At 37.4% G+C, this 24181-nt stretch carries 22 protein-coding genes; 10 read left to right on the plus strand and 12 right to left on the minus strand.

Annotated elements, in window-relative coordinates; genetic code table 11:
- Positions 1-19: 19 nt before the first annotated feature.
- The 9 genes from ACJVDK_RS12120 to ACJVDK_RS12160 form a co-directional block, all read right to left on the minus strand.
- On the minus strand, positions 20-922 hold the full coding sequence (locus tag ACJVDK_RS12120) for a sugar transferase (protein WP_443936923.1): 903 nt from the start codon (positions 920-922) through the stop codon (positions 20-22).
- Positions 923-955: 33 nt separating this feature from the next.
- Positions 956-1717 (minus strand): class I SAM-dependent methyltransferase, encoded by a 762-nt coding sequence (locus ACJVDK_RS12125; protein WP_443936924.1) that lies wholly within the window; start codon positions 1715-1717, stop codon positions 956-958.
- Positions 1718-1732: 15 nt separating this feature from the next.
- Positions 1733-2380, minus strand: coding sequence for an FkbM family methyltransferase (locus ACJVDK_RS12130; RefSeq protein ID WP_443936925.1), 648 nt, complete (start codon positions 2378-2380; stop codon positions 1733-1735).
- Entirely contained in the window at positions 2377-3705 is a 1329-nt protein-coding gene (locus ACJVDK_RS12135; RefSeq protein ID WP_443936926.1) for a flippase, read from the minus strand. Before ACJVDK_RS12135 ends, ACJVDK_RS12130 begins: the two co-directional genes overlap by 4 nt.
- A 31-nt stretch (positions 3706-3736) precedes the next feature.
- Positions 3737-4249 carry a DinB family protein gene (locus tag ACJVDK_RS12140; RefSeq protein ID WP_443936927.1) on the minus strand — a complete coding sequence of 171 codons (513 nt, stop codon included), beginning with the start codon at positions 4247-4249 and terminating at the stop codon, positions 3737-3739.
- 10 nt (positions 4250-4259) lie between these two features.
- The gene (locus ACJVDK_RS12145; RefSeq protein WP_443936928.1) at positions 4260-4958 is read right to left on the minus strand and encodes a YjjG family noncanonical pyrimidine nucleotidase; all 699 of its coding nucleotides are present in this window, start codon (positions 4956-4958) and stop codon (positions 4260-4262) included.
- Positions 4959-4971: 13 nt separating this feature from the next.
- Positions 4972-5289: a low molecular weight protein tyrosine phosphatase family protein gene (locus ACJVDK_RS12150; RefSeq protein ID WP_443936929.1), complete on the minus strand. Its 318-nt coding sequence runs from the start codon at positions 5287-5289 to the stop codon at positions 4972-4974.
- A 19-nt stretch (positions 5290-5308) separates the two neighbouring features.
- A complete protein-coding gene (gene upp, locus ACJVDK_RS12155; RefSeq protein WP_443936930.1) occupies positions 5309-5953 on the minus strand; it encodes a uracil phosphoribosyltransferase in 645 nt (214 codons plus the stop codon).
- 115 nt (positions 5954-6068) lie between these two features.
- A complete protein-coding gene (locus ACJVDK_RS12160) occupies positions 6069-6545 on the minus strand; it encodes a DUF6702 family protein (RefSeq protein WP_443936931.1) in 477 nt (158 codons plus the stop codon).
- 110 nt (positions 6546-6655) lie between these two features.
- Here ACJVDK_RS12160 and ACJVDK_RS12165 point away from each other — a divergent pair, with 110 nt between their 5' ends.
- From ACJVDK_RS12165 to ACJVDK_RS12200, 8 genes are all read left to right on the plus strand, one after another.
- Positions 6656-7243 carry a HupE/UreJ family protein gene (locus ACJVDK_RS12165; protein ID WP_443936932.1) on the plus strand — a complete coding sequence of 196 codons (588 nt, stop codon included), beginning with the start codon at positions 6656-6658 and terminating at the stop codon, positions 7241-7243.
- Between the two features lies 1 nt (position 7244).
- Complete coding sequence (locus tag ACJVDK_RS12170) at positions 7245-9611, plus strand: M1 family metallopeptidase (protein ID WP_443936933.1); 2367 nt, start codon at positions 7245-7247, stop codon at positions 9609-9611.
- 157 nt (positions 9612-9768) lie between these two features.
- On the plus strand, positions 9769-11811 hold the full coding sequence (gene uvrB / locus ACJVDK_RS12175; RefSeq protein WP_443936934.1) for an excinuclease ABC subunit UvrB: 2043 nt from the start codon (positions 9769-9771) through the stop codon (positions 11809-11811).
- A 73-nt stretch (positions 11812-11884) separates the two neighbouring features.
- Positions 11885-13183, plus strand: coding sequence for a DUF3472 domain-containing protein (locus tag ACJVDK_RS12180; RefSeq protein WP_443936935.1), 1299 nt, complete (start codon positions 11885-11887; stop codon positions 13181-13183).
- A 16-nt stretch (positions 13184-13199) separates the two neighbouring features.
- Entirely contained in the window at positions 13200-13400 is a 201-nt protein-coding gene (locus ACJVDK_RS12185) for a YwbE family protein (RefSeq protein WP_443936936.1), read from the plus strand.
- An 83-nt stretch (positions 13401-13483) separates the two neighbouring features.
- Positions 13484-13735, plus strand: a complete 252-nt coding sequence (locus ACJVDK_RS12190) for a DUF4834 family protein (protein WP_443936937.1) — start codon at positions 13484-13486, stop codon at positions 13733-13735.
- A 129-nt stretch (positions 13736-13864) separates the two neighbouring features.
- The gene (gene radA, locus ACJVDK_RS12195) at positions 13865-15241 is read left to right on the plus strand and encodes a DNA repair protein RadA (protein ID WP_443936938.1); all 1377 of its coding nucleotides are present in this window, start codon (positions 13865-13867) and stop codon (positions 15239-15241) included.
- A 1257-nt stretch (positions 15242-16498) separates the two neighbouring features.
- Entirely contained in the window at positions 16499-16963 is a 465-nt protein-coding gene (locus tag ACJVDK_RS12200) for a DUF4920 domain-containing protein (RefSeq protein WP_443936939.1), read from the plus strand.
- A gap of 3 nt (positions 16964-16966) precedes the next feature.
- Here the strand turns inward: ACJVDK_RS12200 and ACJVDK_RS12205 are convergent, their stop codons facing one another.
- On the minus strand, positions 16967-17956 hold the full coding sequence (locus ACJVDK_RS12205; protein ID WP_443936940.1) for a helix-turn-helix domain-containing protein: 990 nt from the start codon (positions 17954-17956) through the stop codon (positions 16967-16969).
- Positions 17957-18062: 106 nt separating this feature from the next.
- Here ACJVDK_RS12205 and ACJVDK_RS12210 point away from each other — a divergent pair, with 106 nt between their 5' ends.
- Together ACJVDK_RS12210 and ACJVDK_RS12215 are read left to right on the plus strand one after the other, a co-directional pair.
- Positions 18063-20522, plus strand: coding sequence for a TonB-dependent receptor (locus ACJVDK_RS12210; RefSeq protein ID WP_443936941.1), 2460 nt, complete (start codon positions 18063-18065; stop codon positions 20520-20522).
- Between the two features lie 28 nt (positions 20523-20550).
- Positions 20551-21915, plus strand: coding sequence for a hypothetical protein (locus ACJVDK_RS12215; RefSeq protein WP_443936942.1), 1365 nt, complete (start codon positions 20551-20553; stop codon positions 21913-21915).
- Between the two features lie 95 nt (positions 21916-22010).
- Here the strand turns inward: ACJVDK_RS12215 and ACJVDK_RS12220 are convergent, their stop codons facing one another.
- Complete coding sequence (locus tag ACJVDK_RS12220; RefSeq protein WP_443936943.1) at positions 22011-23075, minus strand: branched-chain amino acid aminotransferase; 1065 nt, start codon at positions 23073-23075, stop codon at positions 22011-22013.
- A gap of 110 nt (positions 23076-23185) precedes the next feature.
- Complete coding sequence (locus ACJVDK_RS12225) at positions 23186-24151, minus strand: tryptophan 2,3-dioxygenase family protein (RefSeq protein ID WP_443936944.1); 966 nt, start codon at positions 24149-24151, stop codon at positions 23186-23188.
- Positions 24152-24181 lie beyond the last annotated feature (30 nt).

Genomic DNA, 24181 nt, shown 5'->3' on the forward strand with positions numbered 1-24181 from the left:
AGAAGAAAATTAGTTCGTTTTATTTATGAAATTTCTCTTTCATAAATCGTTTTATTCTTTCCCAAAACGAGCCTTTTCGATTTGCCAAGAAGGTTTTTATCTCAAAATATGCTTCCGCATTTTCTTGAATTACATCGGGAAATTTAGTGATGGGTTTCGGGTTAATAACTACGTTATAAATATCATTTAATCCAGAATGCACCCCGGTTCCATCGTGACCAATGTTGTTTACCAACGACATAGCTGGATTAAGCGTTAAGCCCTCTTTTAAAAAAATAGACGCATACCAACGGATGGCCCAGCTGTTATTTTTACCCGATTTAAACTCTTGCATTTGTTTCCAAAAGTTCATCGTATTATCAATAGCAAAAGCGGCCTTCTTTTTTGCATCAAACTGCTGCATTAAGCTATCGATATTCGGTTCAAAATGTTCCCAAGCACGAGCCCAAGTAGCCCAACCCCAACTAGTGGCCGCTCGATAAAAAAAGGTTTCAGGCAGGTTTGCATTTTTAAGGCCATACATATATGCCCCAATATGCATCACCTTTTCCTCATTTCTGTATCGATTTAAGGCATCGTTAAAATAGGTTAAGGTGTAAGGAGAAGTTACCAAATCATCCTCCAAAACAATCACTTGCCCGTAATCCTTAATTAATTTTGTTACTCCCGCAATTACAGAATTTGCGAGGCCCGCGTTCTCTTTTCGTTCCAATAGGGTAACAGACTTAAAACCCTCAACGGTTCTAATAATTTCTCGAACCTCAGTAACCAACTCTTCGTCCGAGCTACTTTTAGCGCCATCCGAAAAAATATACAGTCTACTTTCTGCAGCTAGTTCATTTTGTTGCAAAAACTTAATGGTCCGCTGCGTATGTTTCGGGCGATTGTAAACAAAAAGTGCAATGGGGGCAAAGTTTTGCATGGTACTAATTTAGTATAAAGGTTAATTTATCACCTAAAAGATCTGCAAATTCTGATCCGATTTCTTTGTTAAAACCGTATATGCATTCGCAAATTTTTCTCTTTTCTTAAGCCCTAAAATATTTCCCAACATTTTCTTTATATGATACTCTAAATCAATTTTAAGATTTTTGGTAAATGTTTTAGGCTGTTTTTTATTGACAAACTCGTTAAATTTTATGGTTTCAGGAGCTGTAATTGACACTTTATCTTCGATTACTTCAAGTCCTTCGCTTTGCAATAAAAACCGCAAAGATGTTGGCGTATACATATTGATATGACCGTAATCTAAAAAGTGTTTCATCCTTTTATCCACGCCAAACCGATAATCACGCGGCACTTCAACCACAATGTATTTGGCTACGCGCTTCAGTTCTCGAATCAACATCCGTTCGTATTCCACATGTTCCAAAACATGTGCTAAAATTACCAAATCAAATGCATCATCCTCAAAAGGAATTTCGTATCCATTAAATGTTTGCGCACTTTTCAGCTTGGTCAAATTCCGTTCTTTAATTAAATTAACCCCACTTTCAGCAATTTCTAAGGCGTGCAATTCAGGTGCGAAATTCCATTCATTTAAATAATGTAGAATACTTCCATCCCCGGCGCCAACTTCTAAAACTTTAGCAGGTTTTATCGATTTACAAACCTCTACAATATTTTGCGCTTTGTATTTTGCACCAAGCATTCGCCAAGCAACATCACTATTGGTGTAAAAATTATCGTAGGCCTCCTTTACCTCTTCAGTTATCATCAAAATAGGTGCAAATTAAATCCCTAAACAATTATTAGCTTTATAATAAACAGAGGTAGCTTTTTCATAAAATAGGCCTGGCGAAATCCCAGTGAAGCTAATTTCTTTAAAACCTTGTTGTTTTAATAAAAATTTGGCTTCATAATACACATCGCGTTCACTATCGTCCAAAACAATTACTCCATTTTCAGTTAGTGCATTCACACTATATTTACAGCAATTTACACGATCACGCCCATCAATAATGATGATTTCAAACTTTTTGTTTAAAAGAGTCGCTTTTTGGGCATATTCACCATCTTTTTGCAAAGCACAAAAAATTAACTCCGCATTTTTAGGTTTCGTACTTTTCACTTTCTCATACCATTCTTTATCATGCTCAACCGATGTTACAGAGGCAGCTCGGTTCGCATAAAAGATGGTAGAACTACCTGAACCGTATTCGAATATATTTTGAGAAGTATTAATCCTATCTTTAATAAAATCAATGAAAGAATACGTTACCCAAGGTAGTGTTTCTCCTTTTGCATCAAGGGCTTGTTTGTTATCGAAGGCTGTAAACCATCCAATGCTATTCAGGTATCCTTTATGGCCGAATGATAATAATGCTTTAAGCCTCTTTGGCTTAGAAATTAAGGTTGCTAATGCTTTTATTGTACTCAACGTTTAAGTAATTTTTGAAATGAGGTAATCAAAAATAATGATTTTAACATCATTATGCCTTGTTCGCGTGTTTTGGGTATAAAAATAATAAAAAAGGTAGCTGAAAAATAGGCTACAAGTGTTGCCAAGGCCGCTCCCATAATGCCATATTTAGGAATCCAGAAGATATTTAAACCAATGTTTATGATTGCACCCACACCTGTTCTAAGCATGGATAATTTCGTATATCCTTCCGCAATTAAAAATTGTCCACTTGCGCTTCCCAAAAACACAAAAACTCCAGCCCAAATATGAACCGACAAAACGGTTGCACCAGGCCAAAATTCAGGTTTATACACGATGCGATAAATTAAAGGTGATGCAAAAGTCATAAAAATAGCCAGCGATAAACTAATCCAAACCATTAAATCATACATGTTTTGAAGGCGCTTCATATAACGAGCTTGGTCATCGCGTTTCGCATTCATAATGGCCGGGAAAACCGAGGTAACGATGGCTACTGGAATAAAATACCAACTTTCACTTAACTGAACAACCGTAGAATAAACACCCAAAGCAGGAGTGCCCAGATAATTCTCAACCATTAATTGATCAATCTTCATATACACAGAAACCAAAACCGCTGAAAACGCTAATGGCCAAGAATTTTTTAACAGATATTTAGCCAAATGACCATCAAAAGTCCATTTAAAAACGCTTCCCCCTTTTGTTTGATAAAAATATAAATTCCCGATTGCTAAAATAATGGTATCTAATAAAAGTGCCCATACAAACCATTCAATGTTTAATCCTAAAAGGACAAACGTAAGTTTAATCATTGCCGATAAGATATTCCCAAAAACTTGTACCCGCATGACATATTTTGCTTGTACTTTCGACTGGAAATAACTTTCTGTAATATAAAAAGCTTGTGTAATTCCGGTTAAACCAACAATAAGGATAAAAGATAAAGGTGTTTCAATAGCTTTATGATCGCTCCATAGCATGTATGCGAAATAAATAATCGGCATTATGCAAACGCCGCCTAAAAATTTCAGCCAAAAAGCTGTTCCCAGTAGCCGATCTCTATCTTGCGGATTTCGCAGCAATTCGCGCATGGTAAAACCATCTAAACCTAACGCCGCAGCAGCGATAAAAAAAGTAGTAAAGGCTCCGGGGTAGTTTAAAATCCCATTTTGTGTCTTTCCCAAATAATTGGTTATCACAAACCCAACCAGTATTTTTATGGCTAAACTACCCACACGGGCCAACATAAGCCAACCCGTATTTTTTAAATACTTGTTAAACGCTTCTTCATTAAACCCTTTTATGGCTGGAAATTTCATCTTCGCAAAGATGTAAAAATTAAATGCGATACTAAAAACTCTTTTCGATGCGTTGCAATTGCTTTAAATGATGGTTTAGGTGAATTTCGATAAAACGCAACCATTGCGCAGCATTCAAATAGCCCAAACGGGGATGCTTGGTTTTACTGCTTTTACTTGCCTTACCAATTAATGGATAAACTTCGGCCAAACGCTTTTCAAAATCAGCGATAAAGGTATCGGCCTCAAGCTTAGAAATTTTCTTTACCCGATCCATCAATCGCGCTGGCACTTTAAGCTTTTTTCCACGAGGCAAACTACCAAAAAACAAAATTAATTTCACTGCAAAAGCCGTTTTTTTATCTTCCCCTTTACCTTTCGAACAATTTTCTAGAGCCATCAACGAGAGTAAACTCGCATCAAAAATATGCGAATACACCTCGGCATAGCTCCATCCTCCAATTGGCGGTTGCTCACAAAAAATAGCGGTATCGTAAACGGCTAATTTTGCCTTATATGCATTTACAATTTGCTGAATAGAAGCCTTTATCTTTTCTGTGTTCATAAGGTTAGTTTTAAAACAAATGCAACAATTCTTCTAAATGTTTAATTTGTTTGTCTACATCGAGTGGTTTTTCTTTCTCTAAAGGATTAAAGAAAATAGCATCCATTCCAAAATTTAAAGCACCATAAATATCCGCTTCCAAGCTATCGCCTATCATGATAGATTCTTCTTTATTCGCCTTTGCTTGGGTTAAAGCGTATTCAAAAATCGCAGGATTGGGTTTATTTACACCAACATTTTCCGAAATTATCACATTGGTAAAATACGGATTCAAATTTGAAACCTGCATTTTAGTTTGAGTAGGTTCTTTAAAACCATTTGAAATGATATGCAGCGTATATTTTGTTTGCAGATAAGCTAAAACTTTTTCGGCTCCATCAAATAAATTGGTTTTTGTCGGCGAGATTAACACGTAATCATGTTCAAACGCTTGTGGAATAACCTCTGGAGATAAGCCCAATTGAACGAACGTTTTATGAAAACGCTCGGCGCGTAAAAAATCTTTGGTAATTTTACCTAAATGATACTCCATCCACAGTTGATGATTGTTTTCGGTATATCTCGAAATAAAATCATCGCATGATTGCAGACCTAAATCTGCTAATTTATGGCTAATGTATAACTCTCTTAACGTTTCTTCTGCATTGCGATCAAAATCCCAGATAGTATGATCCAAATCAAAAAAAATATGTTTTTTATGTTTATGCATGTGTGGTGTTTGCTTACAAATATCCGGAAACTTTATCGTTCAATACCTCTATTAATTTCGAATCCATATAAGGGTAAATATCCGGAATATCGAGCACAATGATCGTCATTTCCTTTATAGAATGACCTAATTTCTCTTTAATTATTTGCTTATGCTTTCGTTCCATTACAAAAACAATGTCAGACCAAATTAAGTGTTTTTCATTCAGCTTTATTCTTGCCGATTCGGCAGTTCCGACAGATTTCACACGATGTTGGGGGAAATGTTTATAGATCTCTTCTGCGGTTAGGCTTCTCCACTTATTCCTGCTACACACAAATAAAACATTCATTTACCGTCTAAATTATGGCTTAAATTTTATTCCCATAGGCTAAATCACCCGCATCGCCCAAACCAGGTACAATATACGACCTACTTGTCATCTCATCATCAATAGCACCCAACCATAATTTTGCTTTTGGTAAATTTGCCCTTACATGCGCCACACCCTCTGTACTGGCTATAACCGCCACAATATGTAATTCAGCAATCTTATACCGATTAATTAACTCTTTACAACACATGACCATGCTTTGGCCGGTGGCTAACATGGGATCCGCCATGATTAAAATTTTACCGTCCAAATCGGGAGATGAAACATAATCCATCTGAATGACAAATTCACCGTTCTTTTTTACCTTTCTATACGCTGCAATGAAACAACAGTCTGCCTTATCAAAAACAGAAAGAAGACCTTGTTGAAGCGGTAAACCTGCCCGTAAAACCGTTGCCAAAACTGGTTGTTGGGCTATAGCCTCGCATTGAGCAATTCCCAAGGGCGTGCTTACTTCAATAGGTTTGTAGGGAAGTGTTTTACTAATTTCATAAGCAAAATAGGCCCCAAGCCGCTCCATATTTTTACGAAAGCGCATGCTGTCTTTCTGAATTTCTTCATCTCGAAGCTCGGCAACAAAGGTATTCGCTATCGACTTGGTTTTACTTACATCAACTATCATAATCAAGCAGTCTAAAGAAGTTTGAACACTTTAAATTACGGAATATTTTACATTCATCAAAAAGCAGTATCGTCTACTGCAAAACCAATTTAATACCGCAGTTTGATATCCCGCATTAAAAATTAACCACAAAAACTTTCTCGGGATATACCAATTTGGTACTTTTACGGGTTCCGTTATTGACTACATGCAAAATACTCATTTGATCGTTGTACAAATCGTACAGAATGGTGCTAGCAATGCTTAATGATTTTGGGGTAGGCACTTTCTCTGCTTCTAAATAAACATTTACCGCTTCATGATCTACTTCAAATCCGATGTATTTAAAAGCTGTAACTTTATTATTGATCTTAATTTGTAAATGTGTTAACATGTATTTACGCACCAATTCATTCATTTCATCTTTTAACTGTTCATTTAAAAGATCCGTTTTCTGCTTATATAGCTTGACAAGAATGGCTTCAAAATCATCCGTAAAAACACGTGCACTAATTTCAAGCGATTTTGTACGCTCGTTATAATTTACCTCTGTTGTACTCACATGCAAGGGGTGTTTTTCAGAAAAAGACAAATTCCCTAAGAATAAAAGCAAAAATAAGGTAACAAGTTTAGTATGTAGAAGATGATTAAACATCTAGATTCCTCTTTTAGTTATAAAAATTTTAATTTTAGCTTCGAAAATACAGAAAGCGAATTAAATTAATGGGATTTCAAGACTTTGTTTTTTATTTTAAATTGGGATGGGAACATATCATTAGCGCTGACGCACTTGACCATCAACTCTTTATTCTGGCGTTGGTTGCCATCTACAGCTATAAAAATATAAAACAAGTGCTTATCTTAGTAACAGCGTTTACCATCGGGCATTCTGCAACGTTATTGTTGAGCACTTTAGATATCATTCGCTTTGACACTAAATGGATTGAATTTTTAATTCCTTGCACGATTGTTTTTACGGCAATTAGTAATCTATTTAGAAAAAATTACACCCAAAAATCGCTAAAAATAAATTACTTTTTGGCGTTAGGCTTTGGTTTAATTCATGGAATGGGTTTTGCAAACTCCATCCGCGTGATGTTAGCAAGTGATCAGAATATAGCCTGGGGTCTATTTGGCTTTAACGTTGGGTTAGAAGCTGGCCAGGTTTTTATGGTCGCTATCATCCTGATGATTACTTGGCTACTTTTCAATCATACAAAGATTAAACGCCCAAATTGGGTGCTATTTATATCGGCAGCCGTATTTAGCCTGGCTTTAAAAATGGCTTTAGAACGAATACCCATTAACTAACATGAACAAACTATTCACACTAACCGGAATACTACTAATAGCTAGTGGCTTAACATTGGCACAAAACATTCAAAACAACCCGGGAAGCAATCACGGAAATAAATTTGAACAATTAGGGACCATCTTGCCTACCCCAAATGAACAACGCACAGCAAGCGGAGCTCCAGGAGTAAAATATTGGCAGCAACGTGCCGATTACAATATAAAATGTACCTTGGATGAAAAAAATCTGCTCCTTACCGGATCAGAAACCATTAGCTACACCAACAATTCGCCCGATCCACTTACTTATATTTGGCTTCAGCTGGATGAAAATGAACACAGCAAAGATAAAAACGCCAACTATCAAGATGCAACACAGATGCCAAATTTTGGGATGAGCAAAAACGTGGATCAATTACTTTCAAAAAATAGTGAAGGAGGGGTAAACATCACAAAACTTACCGACGAAACAGGGAAAAACCTGCATTATGTAATCAATAAAACCATGATGCGTGTTGATCTTCCTACAACGCTTAAATCGGGGCAGAAATTTATCTTAAACATCAGTTGGGATTATAAAATTACGGATCGCATGAGCATAGGCGGACGTGGAGGATATGAATATTTCCCAGCAGATGGAAATTACTTATTTACCATGACTCAGTGGTATCCACGTTTATGCGTGTATAGTGATTTTCAAGGATGGCAAAACCACCAATTTACTGGAAGAGGTGAATTTGCGCTTACTTTTGGTGATTTTAAAGTGCAAATGACCGTTCCTGCTGATCATTTAGTAGGTGCCACTGGCGAATGTATCAATTACAGCGCCGTGTTAAATCCGACCCAATTAAACCGCTACAATAAAGCGAAAACAGCAACGGCTCCGGTAAAAATTCAAACCCTTGACGAAGCAAAAGTAGCAGAAAGCAAAAAAGCTACCTCCCAAAAAACATGGGTTTTCCAAGCAAACAATGTTCGCGATTTCGCCTGGACTTCTTCGCGCAAATTTGTTTGGGATGCCATGCCACAAAAAATTGAAGCCAATAACAATACCGTTATGTGCATGAGTTTTTACGGTAAAGAAGCGTATAATTTATACAGCAAATTCTCTACACGCGCAGTGGCACATACCATTAAAACCTATTCAGATTTCACCATTCCTTATCCATACCCCGTAGCACAAAGCATTGAAGCAGCAAACGGAATGGAATATCCCATGATTTGCTTTAATTATGGCCGTACCGATGCTGACGGAACCTACAGCGAAAGCACTAAAAATGGAATGTTAGGTGTAATTATCCACGAAGTAGGTCACAACTTCTTTCCGATGATCATCAACAGCGACGAACGCCAATGGACCTGGATGGATGAAGGCTTAAACTCGTTTGTGGAATACCTAACAGAAGAATTATGGGACAATAAATTCCCAAGTAAAAAAGGGCCTGCCTACACTATTGTCGACTACATGAAGTTGCCTAAAAACGAACTTGAACCCATCATGACAAATTCAGAAAACATTGCCCGATTTGGACCAAATGCCTACTCAAAACCGGCAACTGGATTAAACATTCTGCGCGAAACCATCATGGGAAGAGAATTATTTGATTATGCTTTTAAAGAATATTCAAGAAGATGGGCATTTAAACACCCAGAACCTGCCGATCTTTTCCGAACTATGGAAGATGCCAGTGGCGAAGATTTAGACTGGTTTTGGAGAGGCTGGTTTTATGGAACAGACCCTTGCGATATTGCATTGGATAGTGTGAAGTTTGCCAAAGCTACTTTCCCCAATGCACCAAAAGGAAATATCAGAATGGTTAAAATTGATAAACCTTTGGTAAATGCCTTTGAAGACATTTCAAAAATCAGAAATAAAGAAGATAAAAAAATCAACTTTTATGTCGATAAAACACCAGCAGCCCAAGATTTTTATTACAAATACGACAGAGGTTTAATAACCATCGACACAACAGGGCAATCAAAATTGGAAGTTCCATTTCCTGGTGAAGCCATGCCTAGCAGCGAGCAGCAAAAGTACGCAGGCAAGTTTTTCTATGAACTTAACTTTAGTAACAAAGGCGGCTTGGTAATGCCTATCATTGTTGAATTTACTTATACCGATGGCACAAAAGAAATCGACCGCATTCCGGCGCAAATCTGGAGACATAACGAACAAAAAACAGCTAAATTTTACGCAAAAGACAAAGAAGTAGCATCTATTCTAATTGATCCTTTACGTGAAACAGCTGATATTAACACCGCTAACAATACATGGGGTGGAAATGCTCCACAAAGCAAATTTGCTGTTTTCAAAACCAAAGTAAGTGGCGCTGTACGCGGCCAATCTGTTGGAACAAACCCGATGCAAAAAGCCGGAGGAAAATAACGGCCACATACCTCATCGAAACCCTCATCTTTTTCCGAATCGATGAGGGTTTTCGTTTTAAACCCCTCGCTTCTGCGGCATTTTTTATACCCAATTAAATAGTTTCAACAGACATTTTTTCATCTTTCATGCGAAAAGAGTATATTTGATTTTACCCATGAAATTCAAACTCACATCCGAATATCAACCCACAGGAGACCAACCAGGTGCCATTAAACAATTGGTTGAAGGCGTAAATTCAAACGAACATTATCAAACACTTTTAGGAGTTACCGGATCTGGCAAAACCTTTACTGTTGCCAATATTATCGAGCAAACACAGAAACCAACCTTAATTTTAAGCCATAATAAAACCTTAGCGGCGCAACTTTATGGTGAATTTAAGCAGTTTTTCCCCGAAAATTCGGTTAACTATTTCGTGTCTTATTACGATTATTACCAGCCCGAAGCTTTTATCGCCTCCAGCAATACATACATTGAGAAAGATTTAAGTATCAATGAAGAAATAGAAAAACTGCGCCTCCGCACCACCTCCTCTTTAATGAGTGGCCGTCGCGATATCATTGTGGTATCTTCTATTTCCTGCATTTATGGTATGGGAAATCCCGAAGATTTTTCAAGAATGGTATTTCGTATTGCAGTGGGCCTTCGAATTTCGCGAAATGCTTTTTTACATAGCCTAGTAGAAATTTTATACTCGCGTACCACCACCGATTTTAAACGCGGAACCTTTCGAGTTAAAGGCGATACGGTAGATATATTCCCAGCCTATCTGGACAATGCCTACAGAATTTCGTTCTTCGGCGATGACATTGAAGAACTTTCGGTTATTGATCCCGTTTCAGCAAAAACAATTGAAAAATTAGATGACATATCTATTTATCCTGCAAACCTATTTGTAACCCCTAAAGATCGTTTCAATGAATCCATTTGGGGAATACAAGAGGAACTAGAAGCAAGAAAAAACCAATTAATAGGCGATGGCCATATTGTTGAAGCAAAACGCCTAGAAGAGCGAACCAATTTTGATATCGAAATGATGAAAGAATTGGGCTACTGCTCAGGAATTGAAAATTACTCGCGCTTTTTTGATGGACGGCAACCAGGAGCACGCCCCTTCTGTTTACTCGATTATTTTCCCGACGACTATTTGATGGTTATCGACGAAAGCCATGTAACCGTACCGCAAATCAGAGCCATGTATGGAGGCGATCGATCGCGAAAATTATCCTTGGTCGAATATGGATTTCGCTTACCCGCTGCGCTGGATAACAGACCTTTAAATTTCACCGAATTTGAAGCGTTGGCCCCTCAAACCATTTACGTAAGCGCCACGCCCGCCGATTACGAATTGCAAAAATCGGAAGGAGTAGTGGTTGAACAAGTGATTCGCCCTACCGGATTACTCGACCCCATTATCGAAGTTAGACCTGCAATTAATCAGGTTGATGACTTGCTAGATGAAATTGATTTAACCATTAAAGAAGGAGGACGCGTTTTGGTAACCACTTTAACCAAACGCATGGCAGAAGAGCTCACCAAATATCTTGACCGCCTAAACATTAAAACCCGTTACATCCACTCCGAGATTAAAACCTTAGAACGTGTAGAGATTTTACGCGGTTTACGTTTAGGTGAATTTGATGTTTTAGTGGGGATTAACCTCCTTCGCGAAGGATTAGATTTACCTGAAGTAACCTTAGTTGCCATTTTAGATGCGGACAAAGAAGGTTTCTTGCGCTCAGAAAAATCGCTCATTCAAACCATTGGTAGAGCTGCGCGAAACGACCGTGGCCGTGTAATTATGTACGCAGATGGCATGACCGACAGCATGGACAAAACGATTTCGGAAACCAACCGCCGGAGAGCACTACAAATTGCCTACAACGAAGAACACGGTATTACCCCAAGAACGGTTGGAAAATCACGTGAAGCAATTCTGGAACAAACCGCTGTCCTTGATTTCTCACAAAAAGCAAGCGACAACCTAGCCAGAGCATATATAGAAAATGCAGAAATAAGCATCGCCGCAGACCCTATCGTTCAATACATGGGCAAAGCCGAGTTACAAAGAGCGATTGATACCGCTAAAAAAGACATGCAAAAAGCCGCTAAAGAAATGGACTTTTTAACCGCAGCCAAGCTCCGCGACGAAATGTTTGCCTTAGAAAAGATTTTCAAGGAAAAATTTAGCAAATAGCCATCAATAGCCCTGATTTATATATTCATTTTATAAATTTTATGGCTAATATTGCTTTAAATATCCTTATTGTATGAATCTCTTGAAACGCAGCTTCCTCCTGATTGTGGGGACACTTTATTTTGGCATCACCACAAATGCACAAAATACAATTTCTTTGCCTGTTGGTGGCAATTTTTACAGTTCGAAATCAATTTTGGAAAATGCACCACGCATTATTACCAATAACGGTATTCGCAATTGGACAGATGCTAGCGAAAGTATTTCAGCCTACTTTAGAATAGCAAAACCGGGAACCATCAACATCGCGTTCGATGACAAACCCATCGTAGAAGGCGAGTCAACCATAAGCTTTAGTATCCTTCAAAAAGGAACAAAAATTACCTTAACCGAAACGAAAGAATACAATCAAGCTATTGGTGAATGGAATATAAAAGATACGGGTTACGTTTGTTTAACCATAAAAGGAATTAAAAAATCAAGTAATTATTTCCCTTCATTTAAAAGCTTAAAAATCAGTGGAACAGCCATCGATAGCAAAACCGCCTTCGTACCAAATAACGAAGGCAATTTCTTCCATTGGGGACGCAGAGGCCCATCCGTGCATCTAAATTATTTGCAACCCAATACTGTCAATGCCGAATGGTTTTATACAGAGATAACAGTGCCAACCAACGAAGATAAAATAGGTTCGTATTTTATGGCCTGCGGCTTTGGCGAAGGTTATTTTGGCATGCAAGTAAACAGCCCTACCGAACGCCGTGTCCTTTTTTCGGTGTGGAGTCCCTTTACAACGAATGACCCTAAAAGTATACCTGATTCGCACAAAATTAAGCTGCTTAAAAAAGGAGAAAATGTAAATGCAAAAGACTTTGGCGGAGAAGGCTCTGGTGGACAAAGCTTTTTAAAGTATACTTGGAAAGCCGGAAACACATACAAATTTTTATTGCATGGAAAACCTGATACAGATAGCACAACAACGTATACGGCATACTTTTTTTCGCCAGAAAACAAATCGTGGCAATTAATTGCAAGCTTTAAAAGACCTTTAACAAAAACATATTTAAAACGTTTTCACTCATTCTTAGAAAACTTCTCGCCAGAACAAGGTGATAAATCTAGAAAGGGATTATACAACAACCAATGGATTTGTGATGATAAAGGTAACTGGATGGAATTAACAAGAGCTCGCTTTACAACCGATGAAACCGGAGCAAAAGGATACCGAATGGATTATGCTGGAGGTGTAGATAATGGTTCATTTTTTATGAAAGATGGTGGATTTTTCAATACTTTTACCAAACCTGGAACAATTTTTTATCGCCCAGCAAGTGGAAAGCAACCTGTAATTGATTTTACAAAATTGCCATAACATAAAACGAATATACATGAACGGACAGAACAGAAAAGACATTTATCCCGGCCTTGAAGTAGGAATTATCCTCAAAAAAGATCAACGCAATGGCAACGTTACTTACGGTGTGGTAAAAAACTTGCTTACCTCTGCTTCGTTCCATTCTAGAGGTATAAAAGTTAGGCTAGAAGATGGACAAATTGGTCGCGTAACGGAAATTGTTCAAGAAGATTAATTGTAATGAAAATGCAATTAAACGCCCAAAAAGTAACAAAAAAAGGCTCATTTCGTCTATATTTGTAAAACACTTAATAAAAAATGGGGGGATTAATAAAGTTTATTTTCATTGCAATTATGGTTTTATGGTTGATCAGGTTATTGATTCGTGCCGTACTTCCAATGCTTTTCGCCAATGTGGTAAATAAGATGCAACAACAAGGAGGCAACCAACAATCTCAAAGAAGATCAAAGCCCGAAGGTTCCATATCAATTGATTATATGCCGCCAAAACCGTCACAAAATAAAACGGATAAACTTGGCGATTTCGTAGAATACGAAGAAATAAAATAACTTAAAGCCCTGATTTTTCAGGGCTTTTTTGTTACCTCATAAAAAATAAGACTCTTCCATTTTGTGCAAAAAATTATAAACCGTTTTCGTTAAGGAAAGGTTAAATTCGTACTCTAAATTCAAAATCAATTGGCTAAATCAAAAACTGCTTATTTCTGTCAAAGTTGCGGACATGAATCAGCAAAATGGCTCGGGAAATGCCCTTCGTGTAATCAATGGAACACCTTTGTAGAAGAAATTATCGAAAAAACGCCTACTTCGGTTCCTACTTGGAAGAGCGATACGGGCACGCGAAAATTAAGCAAACCGAACAAAGTTGATGATATACAAGCCTCTACGGAACGTAGGATTTTTACAGGCGACAAGGAGCTGGACCGTGTTTTAGGTGGTGGATTGGTGGAAGGTTCGATGGTGCTAATTGGCGGGGAACCGGGCATTGGTAAATCGACCTTGATGTTGCAATTGGCCTTGAATTTACAAGGGAAAAAAGTCCTATACGTATCGGGCGAAGAAAGTGAGCAGCAAATAAAAATGCGTGCCGAACGGATTAGGGAAAGACCATCGAACGATTGCTATATTTTAACAGAAACTTCTACACAAAATATTTTTAAGCAAATAGAAAGTCTTGAACCCGAAATTTTAGTGGTCGATTCTATTCAAACCTTGCACTCTGCACACATTGATTCCACTCCGGGAAGTGTATCGCAAGTGCGGGAATGCACCGCCGAACTCTTGCGTTTTGCGAAAGAAACGGGAACGCCTGTGTTTTTGATTGGCCACATTACCAAAGATGGTGCGATTGCCGGTCCAAAAATTTTAGAACACATGGTGGATACCGTTTTGCAGTTTGAAGGCGATAGACACCATATTTACCGAATTTTACGCTCGATTAAAAATAGATTTGGAGCCGCAGCGGAGCTAGGAATTTACGAAATGCAGGGCAGTGGACTGCGCGAAGTTTCAAACCCTTCCGAAATCTTATTGTCGCAACGCGATGAGGAACTAACCGGCATTGCCATAGCCGCCATGCTAGAAGGAGCACGACCGATGCTCATTGAAACTCAAGCCCTGGTTAGTACAGCAGCTTATGGAACGCCACAACGATCGGCCACTGGGTTTGATACAAAACGTATGAATATGCTTTTGGCCGTATTAGAAAAACGATGTGGTTTTCGCTTAAGCGCGCAAGATGTTTTTCTAAACATTGCGGGCGGCATACGCGTAGAAGATCCAGCAATTGATTTGGCTGTACTTATTTCCATTATTTCTTCCCATCAAGACATTCCCGTTTCATCTAAAAATTGTTTCGCAGCAGAGGTTGGTCTTTCAGGAGAAATTAGAGCTGTTAACCGTATTGAACAACGCATTGCAGAAGCAGATAAATTAGGATTCGAAACCATTTATATTTCAAAATACAATTTGAAAGGTTTATCAATAGAAAAGTATCAACTAGAAATTGTAGCTGTTAGCAAAATTGAAGAAGTGTTCAGCTTAATTTTTGGATAAAAGGGGATAATCTTCCGCACAAAACCCCAAACCGAGAATCAAAATACTCATTTTACACACACAAACAATTATCAATAAAAAGAAAAAATAATCATAAATAGTTGATTATAAGATAATTAAACAATAACGGCGTAAAACCCAAAACTTGGACTCAGCTTTGCCTAAGGTATTATGTTATCTATCATGGGATGTGATACATGACAATAGGGATGATTTTCCTCGTTAGTGAGAGCTAGCGAGGATTTTTTTGTGCTCATTTTTAACAACTCATCTAACCAAACCGAGCATTCAACTTCTTTAAATGAGGTAACAAACAATAAATCACTTTAAAGATTGGGATAATCCTCCTCAGCAATCATTGCAAAAACGAAAACTCAATTTCATCATAGGGAACACTTATCAACAAAACACCCTATTTTGATGAAAAAATTACCCACAATTTATTCAAACTTTAGGGATAATAACTTACGCATAAAACCTAAATAACTGACCACTAACGCATTACAAACTAAGACGCAATAAAAAACAAAACGGCGCACTGTTTGCCTAACATATTATGTTATCTATCATGGGATGTGATATATGACAATAGGGATGATTTTCCTCGTTAGTGAGAGCTAGCGAGGATTTTTTTTGTGCTATCTTTTCAGCAACAGCTCAGTTTACATGGCCACCTCTAGCCAATTAACATAAGCAAAAACCAATAATTCACGCAAGGGATCGGGATGATCTTCCTCATTAGCCATAACAAATATGAAAGTATATTTTAAAAAACGAGAATTTTTTTCAACAAAAAATCCCATTGTGACGAAAAAATTACCCAAAATACGCTTGACAAACACTATAAATCACCACTAAAAAATACACAACAAACTGATTTTAAGCGAAATAAAAATAAAATTTAACAAAAAAAGAATATGGTCTGCAGTTTGCCTAAAGTATTATGTTATCTATCATGGGATGTGATAAATGACAATAGGGATGATTTTCCTCGTTAGTGAGAGCTAGCGAGGATTTTTTTGTTAAATTAAGATCCATAACCAATTGAAAAGGATTTAATCCCAGGTATTCCTGCATACAATCTCCTAATGAAACCTGCAACCAAACGCTTTCTCTAGAATCTAGGTTGACAGCTAGTTGAATACAAATAGTTAATTTTCATTGCGCTCATTACCAAATGATCAAAGGCTTACTTATTAGTCATAAATATTAATTAAATTTGAGTATTCAACATTTAAAACCCTTCGAAATAAAGACATGAGAAAATTAATTTTATCCCTAAGCTTCTGCTTAATTGCTGGTATTGCATTTGGACAAGACGAATTTAAAGGTCAAAAATTTGGCGAAGTCATTCATCCAGGGAATGTGCTTACTACCTCAAAAATTGAGAGCGCATTAGGTGAAAACAAAAAAGGTGATTTAAAGATTGAAGGCAAAGTGCTCGACGTTTGCAAAAAGAAAGGGTGTTGGATGACCTTAGAGGTTCCTGGTGCTGAACCGATGCGTGTTACCTTTAAAGATTATGCCTTTTTCATGCCAATGGATATTGTTGGGAAAAAAGTTGTGCTAGACGGCATCGCCACAAAAGAAATTACATCAGTAGACGATTTGCAACATTACGCGGAAGATGCGCATAAATCGGAAGCAGAAATTGCCAAAATAACAAAGCCGAAAAAAGAAATAACTTTTGAAGCCAAAGGAGTAGTTATTTTAGAAAAATAAGTTTTAAGCAACAACCAATAGTTCCAAAATATCAAATTCTAAGCCCATATAAAAACTTCCAATAAAGAAGGTTTTTAAATCTTGTGGCACATAGCCAAAATATTTTTTGAATGCATTGGTAAAATGAGTGGCGTATTTATATCCCACTTTTTCAGCTACTTCAGCAATCCTATATCTATTGGATAAAATCAGTTTTTTGGCTTTTTCCATTTTACATGCTATCGCATGCCTCAATATCGTGTTGCCATAGACTTGCTTGAAATGCTTTTTCAAATATTGCTCATTCGTACTAACCGCTTTAGCTAATGATGAAATAGTTTGATTCTCGCTTAAATTGGTCTCAATCAACATTTTTACCGTTCTCATTTTTTCAATCTCAACCTCCGTTAAACCAGACAAACTTGATTGTTTTTCTTGTTGAACTTGAGCAATCTGAAGACATAGTAATTCGATAATTTTTGCCTTTGTGTAAAACTTCTTCAAATCATTGTTTAAATCGCAATGTGTCATTTCCAGTAGAAGAGCTTTCATATCGCGCAGAATACAGAGATTTTTCTTAGATAATCTTCCATAAGTACGCATTTTAAGCGTAGTAAATGTATAGGCCTCTGGCGTATTCATTGAAAAGAAATCGTCGCTGAGATAAATATGTAAAACAGAACAGTTAGACTTGCCAAGAGTAAGAATTGTTTGGCCGTTATTCAACGCAAAAACATTGTATTCTCCAGCCACAATTTGAAAACTACTATCCTGAGAGGCTAGCCTTAACCTACTCTTCCCTTGTTTGCAAAAGTGTAACAGAACTCCTCTTTTATTATTTGAAATGGTAATTTGTTTTAACTTATCACCCGAATATTCTTGAATAGCATACGTGGAAAAACAAATATGTTGTTGAAAAACAGTACCAGCAACGCCGAATTCATTGATTTCAAAAATAGTATCGTCTTTAATTAAAATTTCTTTTTGCGTCAGTAAAATTTCGGAATCGGTCATATATCAAAAAATGCAATTATATATTTTTGTCGCAAAATACTTTTATTTAGACTAATTACGAATAAAAGTATTAGAATTTTTAATAATAACAGTACAGCGGCCTTCGATGAAATATTTATTTGCCACATTATTCTTGATCATTTTTTTTAACTCACTAGCAAAGGCACAAACAGGTAGTATTTCTGGAAAGGTAAGCACAACGAACCACGAGCCGCTTGTTGGAGTAGCGGTTGAACTAAAACAACTAAATAGAAAAACAGCTACAGATGCCAACGGTTACTACTCGCTCAAAAACATCCCCTATGGGAAGTACGCATTGGAAATTAGATCGATTGAAATTAAATCGAAAAAAGTTGAAGCGCATATAAGTAAGGAACAAAACTTTCTCAATATTCAAGCAGCTCCTGCAGGCCACAAAGAATTAAATGACGTAATGATTAACGGCAAAAATGAAAAAAGAAAAATGGAAACCTCAGGATTTGCCGTTGCTGTCATTGACACGAAAGAAGCTTCCACCCGAAACCTAACCACAAATGAATTGCTGAATCGAGCGGTTGGGGTAAGAGTTCGTCAAAATGGGGGTTTAGGAGCACCAATTGAATACAACTTAAACGGAATGTCAGGCAGTACCATTGGGATATTCTTGGATGGAATTGAAGTATCTACTTACGGATCTTCTTTTAATTTGAATAACATTCCGCCATCTATGATAGAGCGCATAGAAGTTTACAAAGGAGTTTTGCCCTCACACCTTACAGGAGATTATGTTGGTGGCGCTATCAATGTGGTACTTAAGAAAGATGTAGCGCGAAATAACGCTACCGCAGCAATTTCATACGGGTCTTTTAATACGTATAACGCCGACGCGAGTCTAACCTTACGCGAAAAGAAGACAGGCCTTTCATTTAGGGGATCTGGTTTTTATACCTATACGGATAACAGCTATGAAATGTGGGGGAAATTCGCAAAATATACCGATCGAAATGGCATACTAATTCGTGACTTTAGAGCAAAAAGGTTCAACAATACTTATAAATCAATTGGTGGGCGTTTTGAATTGGGTTTTACCGATACAAAATGGGCAGATCAATTTTTTTTGGGTTACAACATCTCAGACACCTATAATGAAATACCTCACGGCACAACAACTGCACAACCTTATGTAGGGCGTTTTACAGAATTTAACGCCAATGTTTTTAGCTTAAATTATACGAAACGCAATTTTATAGCTAAAGGATTGGCTTTAAATGTTAACGCTGTGTACAGCAACCGTAGCACTTATCTACAAGACACGGTAAAAACACGCTATAATTGGGATGGAAACCCCGTTATTCTATATACCGATTACATGATACAAGCAGGCGAATCACCTAAAATAATCCAGTCGCCTACCGGAGCACAACAAGGAATACCCACCATTAGCCAAGTGGATCGCAAAATACTCAACGCACGCACCAATCTAGCATATACCCTTGCTCCGAATCATAAAATATCTATCAATCACAAAATTGAACGAACCGATAGAGACGATACCAACTTGCTTAGGCCGGTAAATAAGGATCTTATTATTTTGACACAACTAACCAAAAACATTGTATCAACCAATTACGAAGCGCAAACCTTCAAAGGCAAGTTGTTAACAAACATTATGTTAAAATATACAGCCAACAACACCCAACAAACAAACCCGAACCCAAGCTATAAGCCAGATGGCAGCTATCAATTAAATACGCAAATAACAAATACTTTTAACGACAATATTGGTTACGGAGCAACCGTATCCTATTCCATCCATCCCAAATGGGTTCTAATTGCCTCCATGGAAAACAGTTACATTATGCCTACTGAGGAGCAAATGTATGGTAATCCAGCGATCAATATTTTAGCCAATCCCACTTTACGCCCTGAACAAAACATCAATTACAACCTAGGTTTCCGACTTGGTAATCTAACCAATGGCAAGCACAAGTTCTCTTTCTATGCCAATGCTTTTTGGCGTAACGGATACGACAAAATTACACGTCAAACCGTAGACAGCGTGGTTACGGATTCTGACTTAGACATACAAGCAACATCCTTCATCAATTTAGGCAGAACGCAATCAAGAGGAGTGGAAGCAGAAATTATCTATGTTTTCAACAATAAATTAAATACCTCCTTAAATTTCTCAAAGTTTAATGCGCTTTACAAACGCGAAAGCGATGAAAACGGGATGAGTGATGAACGTTACAATCGTCAAATACCAAACGAACCTTTTTTCACAATTAATGCAAACATTCAATACCGCCTAAACAACTTTTTACAACGTCAATCAAGCACGAACTTTTATTACAACTTAGGATATGTGGCCGCCTATGATATTGCCTGGTATCCTTCAGAAGGAAGTTTAACCCCAGCACAACTTTCGCACGATTTAGGCTTAAGTTATCGGTTTCCAAAGAACAAACTTATCGCCAGTTTAGATGTAAAAAACGTATTAAACACCGCCTTATATGACAATTTTGGGGTTCAAAAGCCTGGCCGTGGGATTTACTTAAAACTCAATTACACATTGGGAAATTTTTAAAATAGCAACGAATTAAAATTAATGATATATGAAAAACAATGTATTTAAAACTGCCATTTTTGGTCTTGCGCTTGCCTCGTTAGCGTTGGGTAGCTGCACAAAAGATTCACCAACAACTCCTGTTGTTGACCCTTCTGAGAGTGACACCCGATGGATTACACTTACAGCTGCGTTAAAGCAAACCAATGATGGAGATGGAAATGGTGGAACCTTGGCTTACGCCATTACACACGAACAAGCAATAAACCCTTCATTCGAACTTGATATCTTTCCAGCTGGAAAAGCTTTAAAATTAGAGTCGCCGCGTACCTCTCGTGTACAAGCATCAGCTGATGGAAAATACTTATACGACATTCAGTACACCGGAACAGATGGTGGTATTTTCCAAAAATTCAAAGTAAACGGTGAGAATAAATTTGTAAAAGAAGGTTCAGAGGTGAATACCGCAATCATTTTAGGAACCTCACCGCGTTGGGTAAAATCGGCAGAAGACGTTGGCATTGGCGTGAGCATTTCTACCGAAACAAAATTTACAGGAACATTTCCAGCAGTAAACTTTGGTAGCATCGTATCTACTGCGGCTGTAGCCTCACTAAACCTCGACAATCCTAGTATTTTAAACACCGCTTCTTTTCAAGTTCCTTTTACCCCAGAACAGTTAGCGGCAGGTTATTCAATTGGCCGTATTGATGTGCCAATTATCAATAAAGCAAAGAATAAAGTTTATATTGGATGCAATATTTCTAAAGTAAACCCTTCAGGCACACCTACTCAAAATGCTACAAGTGGTGTGATATCATGGCCTAGTGATGCAGCTAACATTGCTGGAACGGTTACAATTGTATTGGATTACCCAACATTAAAAAATCCAAAGTTAATTTGGTCTACACAAAGTAAGTATGGTAACAACGGATACCGTAACATGATTCAATACATTGGCGATGACGATAATGTGTATCAAGCCACTGGTGTAAATACAACAGGCTATCCGCACATTTTACGAATTGATAAAAACACGAACGATTACGACAACACGTACCTGTTTGATTTAAGCAAAGCTTTAAACGTTACGGGTGTAGCAGGAATTAAAGCTTGGAAATACCTTGGAAACAACAAAGGTTTTGTACTTTATGATATTGATAAACAAGGCGGATATCTTGCTTTGATAGATTTAAATACCAAAACAGCAACTAAAATTGCTACTGAGTATGAATCGCAATTAAATTTCGACCAACACCAAAGCATTGCGGTTCAAGGCGATTACGTTTATGTTCCTTTAACACCGGTAAGTTTAGCTGGAAACGTATTTGTTTATAATTGGAAAACCGGAACCTTAACAAAAGGAGCCAAATTGACAAACGGAACTGGGCACCGTTATATAGGAGCTTACTAAAATAGCCCGCTCTCTCTTTTGATTTTATTTTGCGTCAAATCAAAAAAGCGTCTTCCCGCTAGGAAAGACGCTTTTTTATTAAAGATCAATATTGCTTAAACGATAGAATTCCAGCCAAAGGTATCTTCAGCCAATCCATAGCGGATATCATTCAATTTCTTTGCAATTCCATTTGAAATATTTCGTGTTGAAGGATCTGTTAACGTATACAACTTACCTTGGTATCCAATTTCACCAATATGCGTTACGGTTGCAGCCGTTCCTGCAGCAAAAGCCTCGGTTAACGTTCCGTTTTCAATGCCTTCGATTACTTCCTTAATAGACACCCTTCTTTCTTCCACTTCCACACCTTCACTTTTTGCTAATTGGATAATGGTATCGCGTGTAACGCCGTCCAATACGGTATTACGAACCGATGGAGTAACCAATTTACCGTTAATTACAAAAATTAAGTTCGCTGTACCAGCTTCTTCAATAAATTCATGACTCACCGCATCTGTCCAAATTAATTGGTCGAAGCCTTCTTTTCTTGCCTCCTCAAAAGGGAACAAAGAACGCGCATAATTACCTGCAGTTTTAGCAAAACCTACACCACCTTCATCTGCACGGGTATATTCCGTCTCAATTTTAACTTTTAAAGCTTTGCTATAATAAGGACCCGTTGGGGTGGTTAGCAATACAAATTTATAGCTATCCGAAGCTTTTACGCCCAAATAAGGATCAGTTGCATACATAACCGGACGAATATACAAAGCATAATCATCTTGAGATGGCACCCATTTTTCATCAATATTAATTAGAGCAGCTAAACCTTGCATAAAAATCTCTTCAGGAATAGTTGCCATCGACATTCTGGCAGCAGATTTATTAAAACGCTCGAAGTTTTTATTCGCGCGAAAGACACTTATTTTCCCATCTGGTTGACGATAGGCCTTTAATCCTTCAAAAATAGCTTGTCCATAATGCAATGCTGAAATTGCTGGACTTGTTAAAATTGGACCATAAGGTAAAATTTGCAAATTTTTCCATTCACCGTCTTCAAAATCGGCGGTAAACATGTGATCGGTAAATACTTTTCCAAAAGGTAATTCCGAAAAATCAGTTACAGTCAAACGGCTTGCATTTGCTTTCGTGATTTTAATCTCTAATGTCTCGGTCATAATTATTCATTTTAAGGCTTATTGAAAATCTAATTGACTAATTTTCAACGGGCACTTTATTAAAAGCAAAAATACTAAAAAAGCTCATACAATATGAGCTTTTTTCAGTTTTAATCCTTGTTTTTGAATGTCTTGAGTACACTAAGTACCCATCCTTTTCCCCATTCTTCCATTTGTTCCTCTGTCCACAAGAATGGATAAAAAATTCTCTTTTGAAAACGGGGAGGTAAATATTTTTGCCAATTTGTTCCGCCCGTTGCTGCGATATCTACCGGATCTTTCTCTAAATAACGTACTGCTGACTTGTAATGCGACAATGGCCATTCCACATTTACAAATAAATCCAGTTTACGTAATTCATCGGCTAGCACCGAAACATCATGTCCTTGGCCTTCCAGTTTATGATACAAAGCGGTAAAATTAGTATCAATTCTGTCTTTTGCTAATTGCAAGAATTGCGCTGCGTATTTACGAATAAATTGCTTTAAGGTTAATGTTTGTTTTCCTGAAGCTAATTCTGTAGCACCAAACTTCCAATAAATATGTTCAAATTGTTCCTCTATGCTGGCTCCCTTTAATTCACTGCGTTTACTTTTATCAACCAAACAGTTAAAATCGGTCGCACTAATTTCAATCATGCGATACTGCCCCGATTGAAAGCCACTAGCTGGCAAAAGCGACATGCGAAACTTTAAGAACTGGTCTTTGTCCATTCCATCTACCATCACCTCAAAAGACGAAGTTAAGGCATTGAAATATGCATTAATTCTTTTAATGCGCGTGGTAAAAAATTCAACTGTTAAATTTTCATGCTCTGCAATTTGCTTGCACTCATGTAAAGTTAGCTTAAAGTAAAGCTCCGTAATCTGATGATACATGATAAAAATCTCCTCATCAGGAAAAGGAGTTTTTGGACTTTGTAAACTTAAAAGGGTGTCTAAATGTATATAATCCCAATAGGTTAAAAAGTCTGCATACAATAAGCCATCCAGATAAGAAGCCATATCCTGCCCCATTGCAGTATACTTTTCCTGCAAAAGGTTAAGCTTTTCTTTTATTTCGGGTGTAAAATCCATGTGCAAAGGTAAAAAACCTTAGTTGAATTC

It is taken from the genome of Pedobacter paludisoli (assembly GCF_052344095.1).
In the GTDB taxonomy this organism is placed as follows: domain Bacteria; phylum Bacteroidota; class Bacteroidia; order Sphingobacteriales; family Sphingobacteriaceae; genus Pedobacter.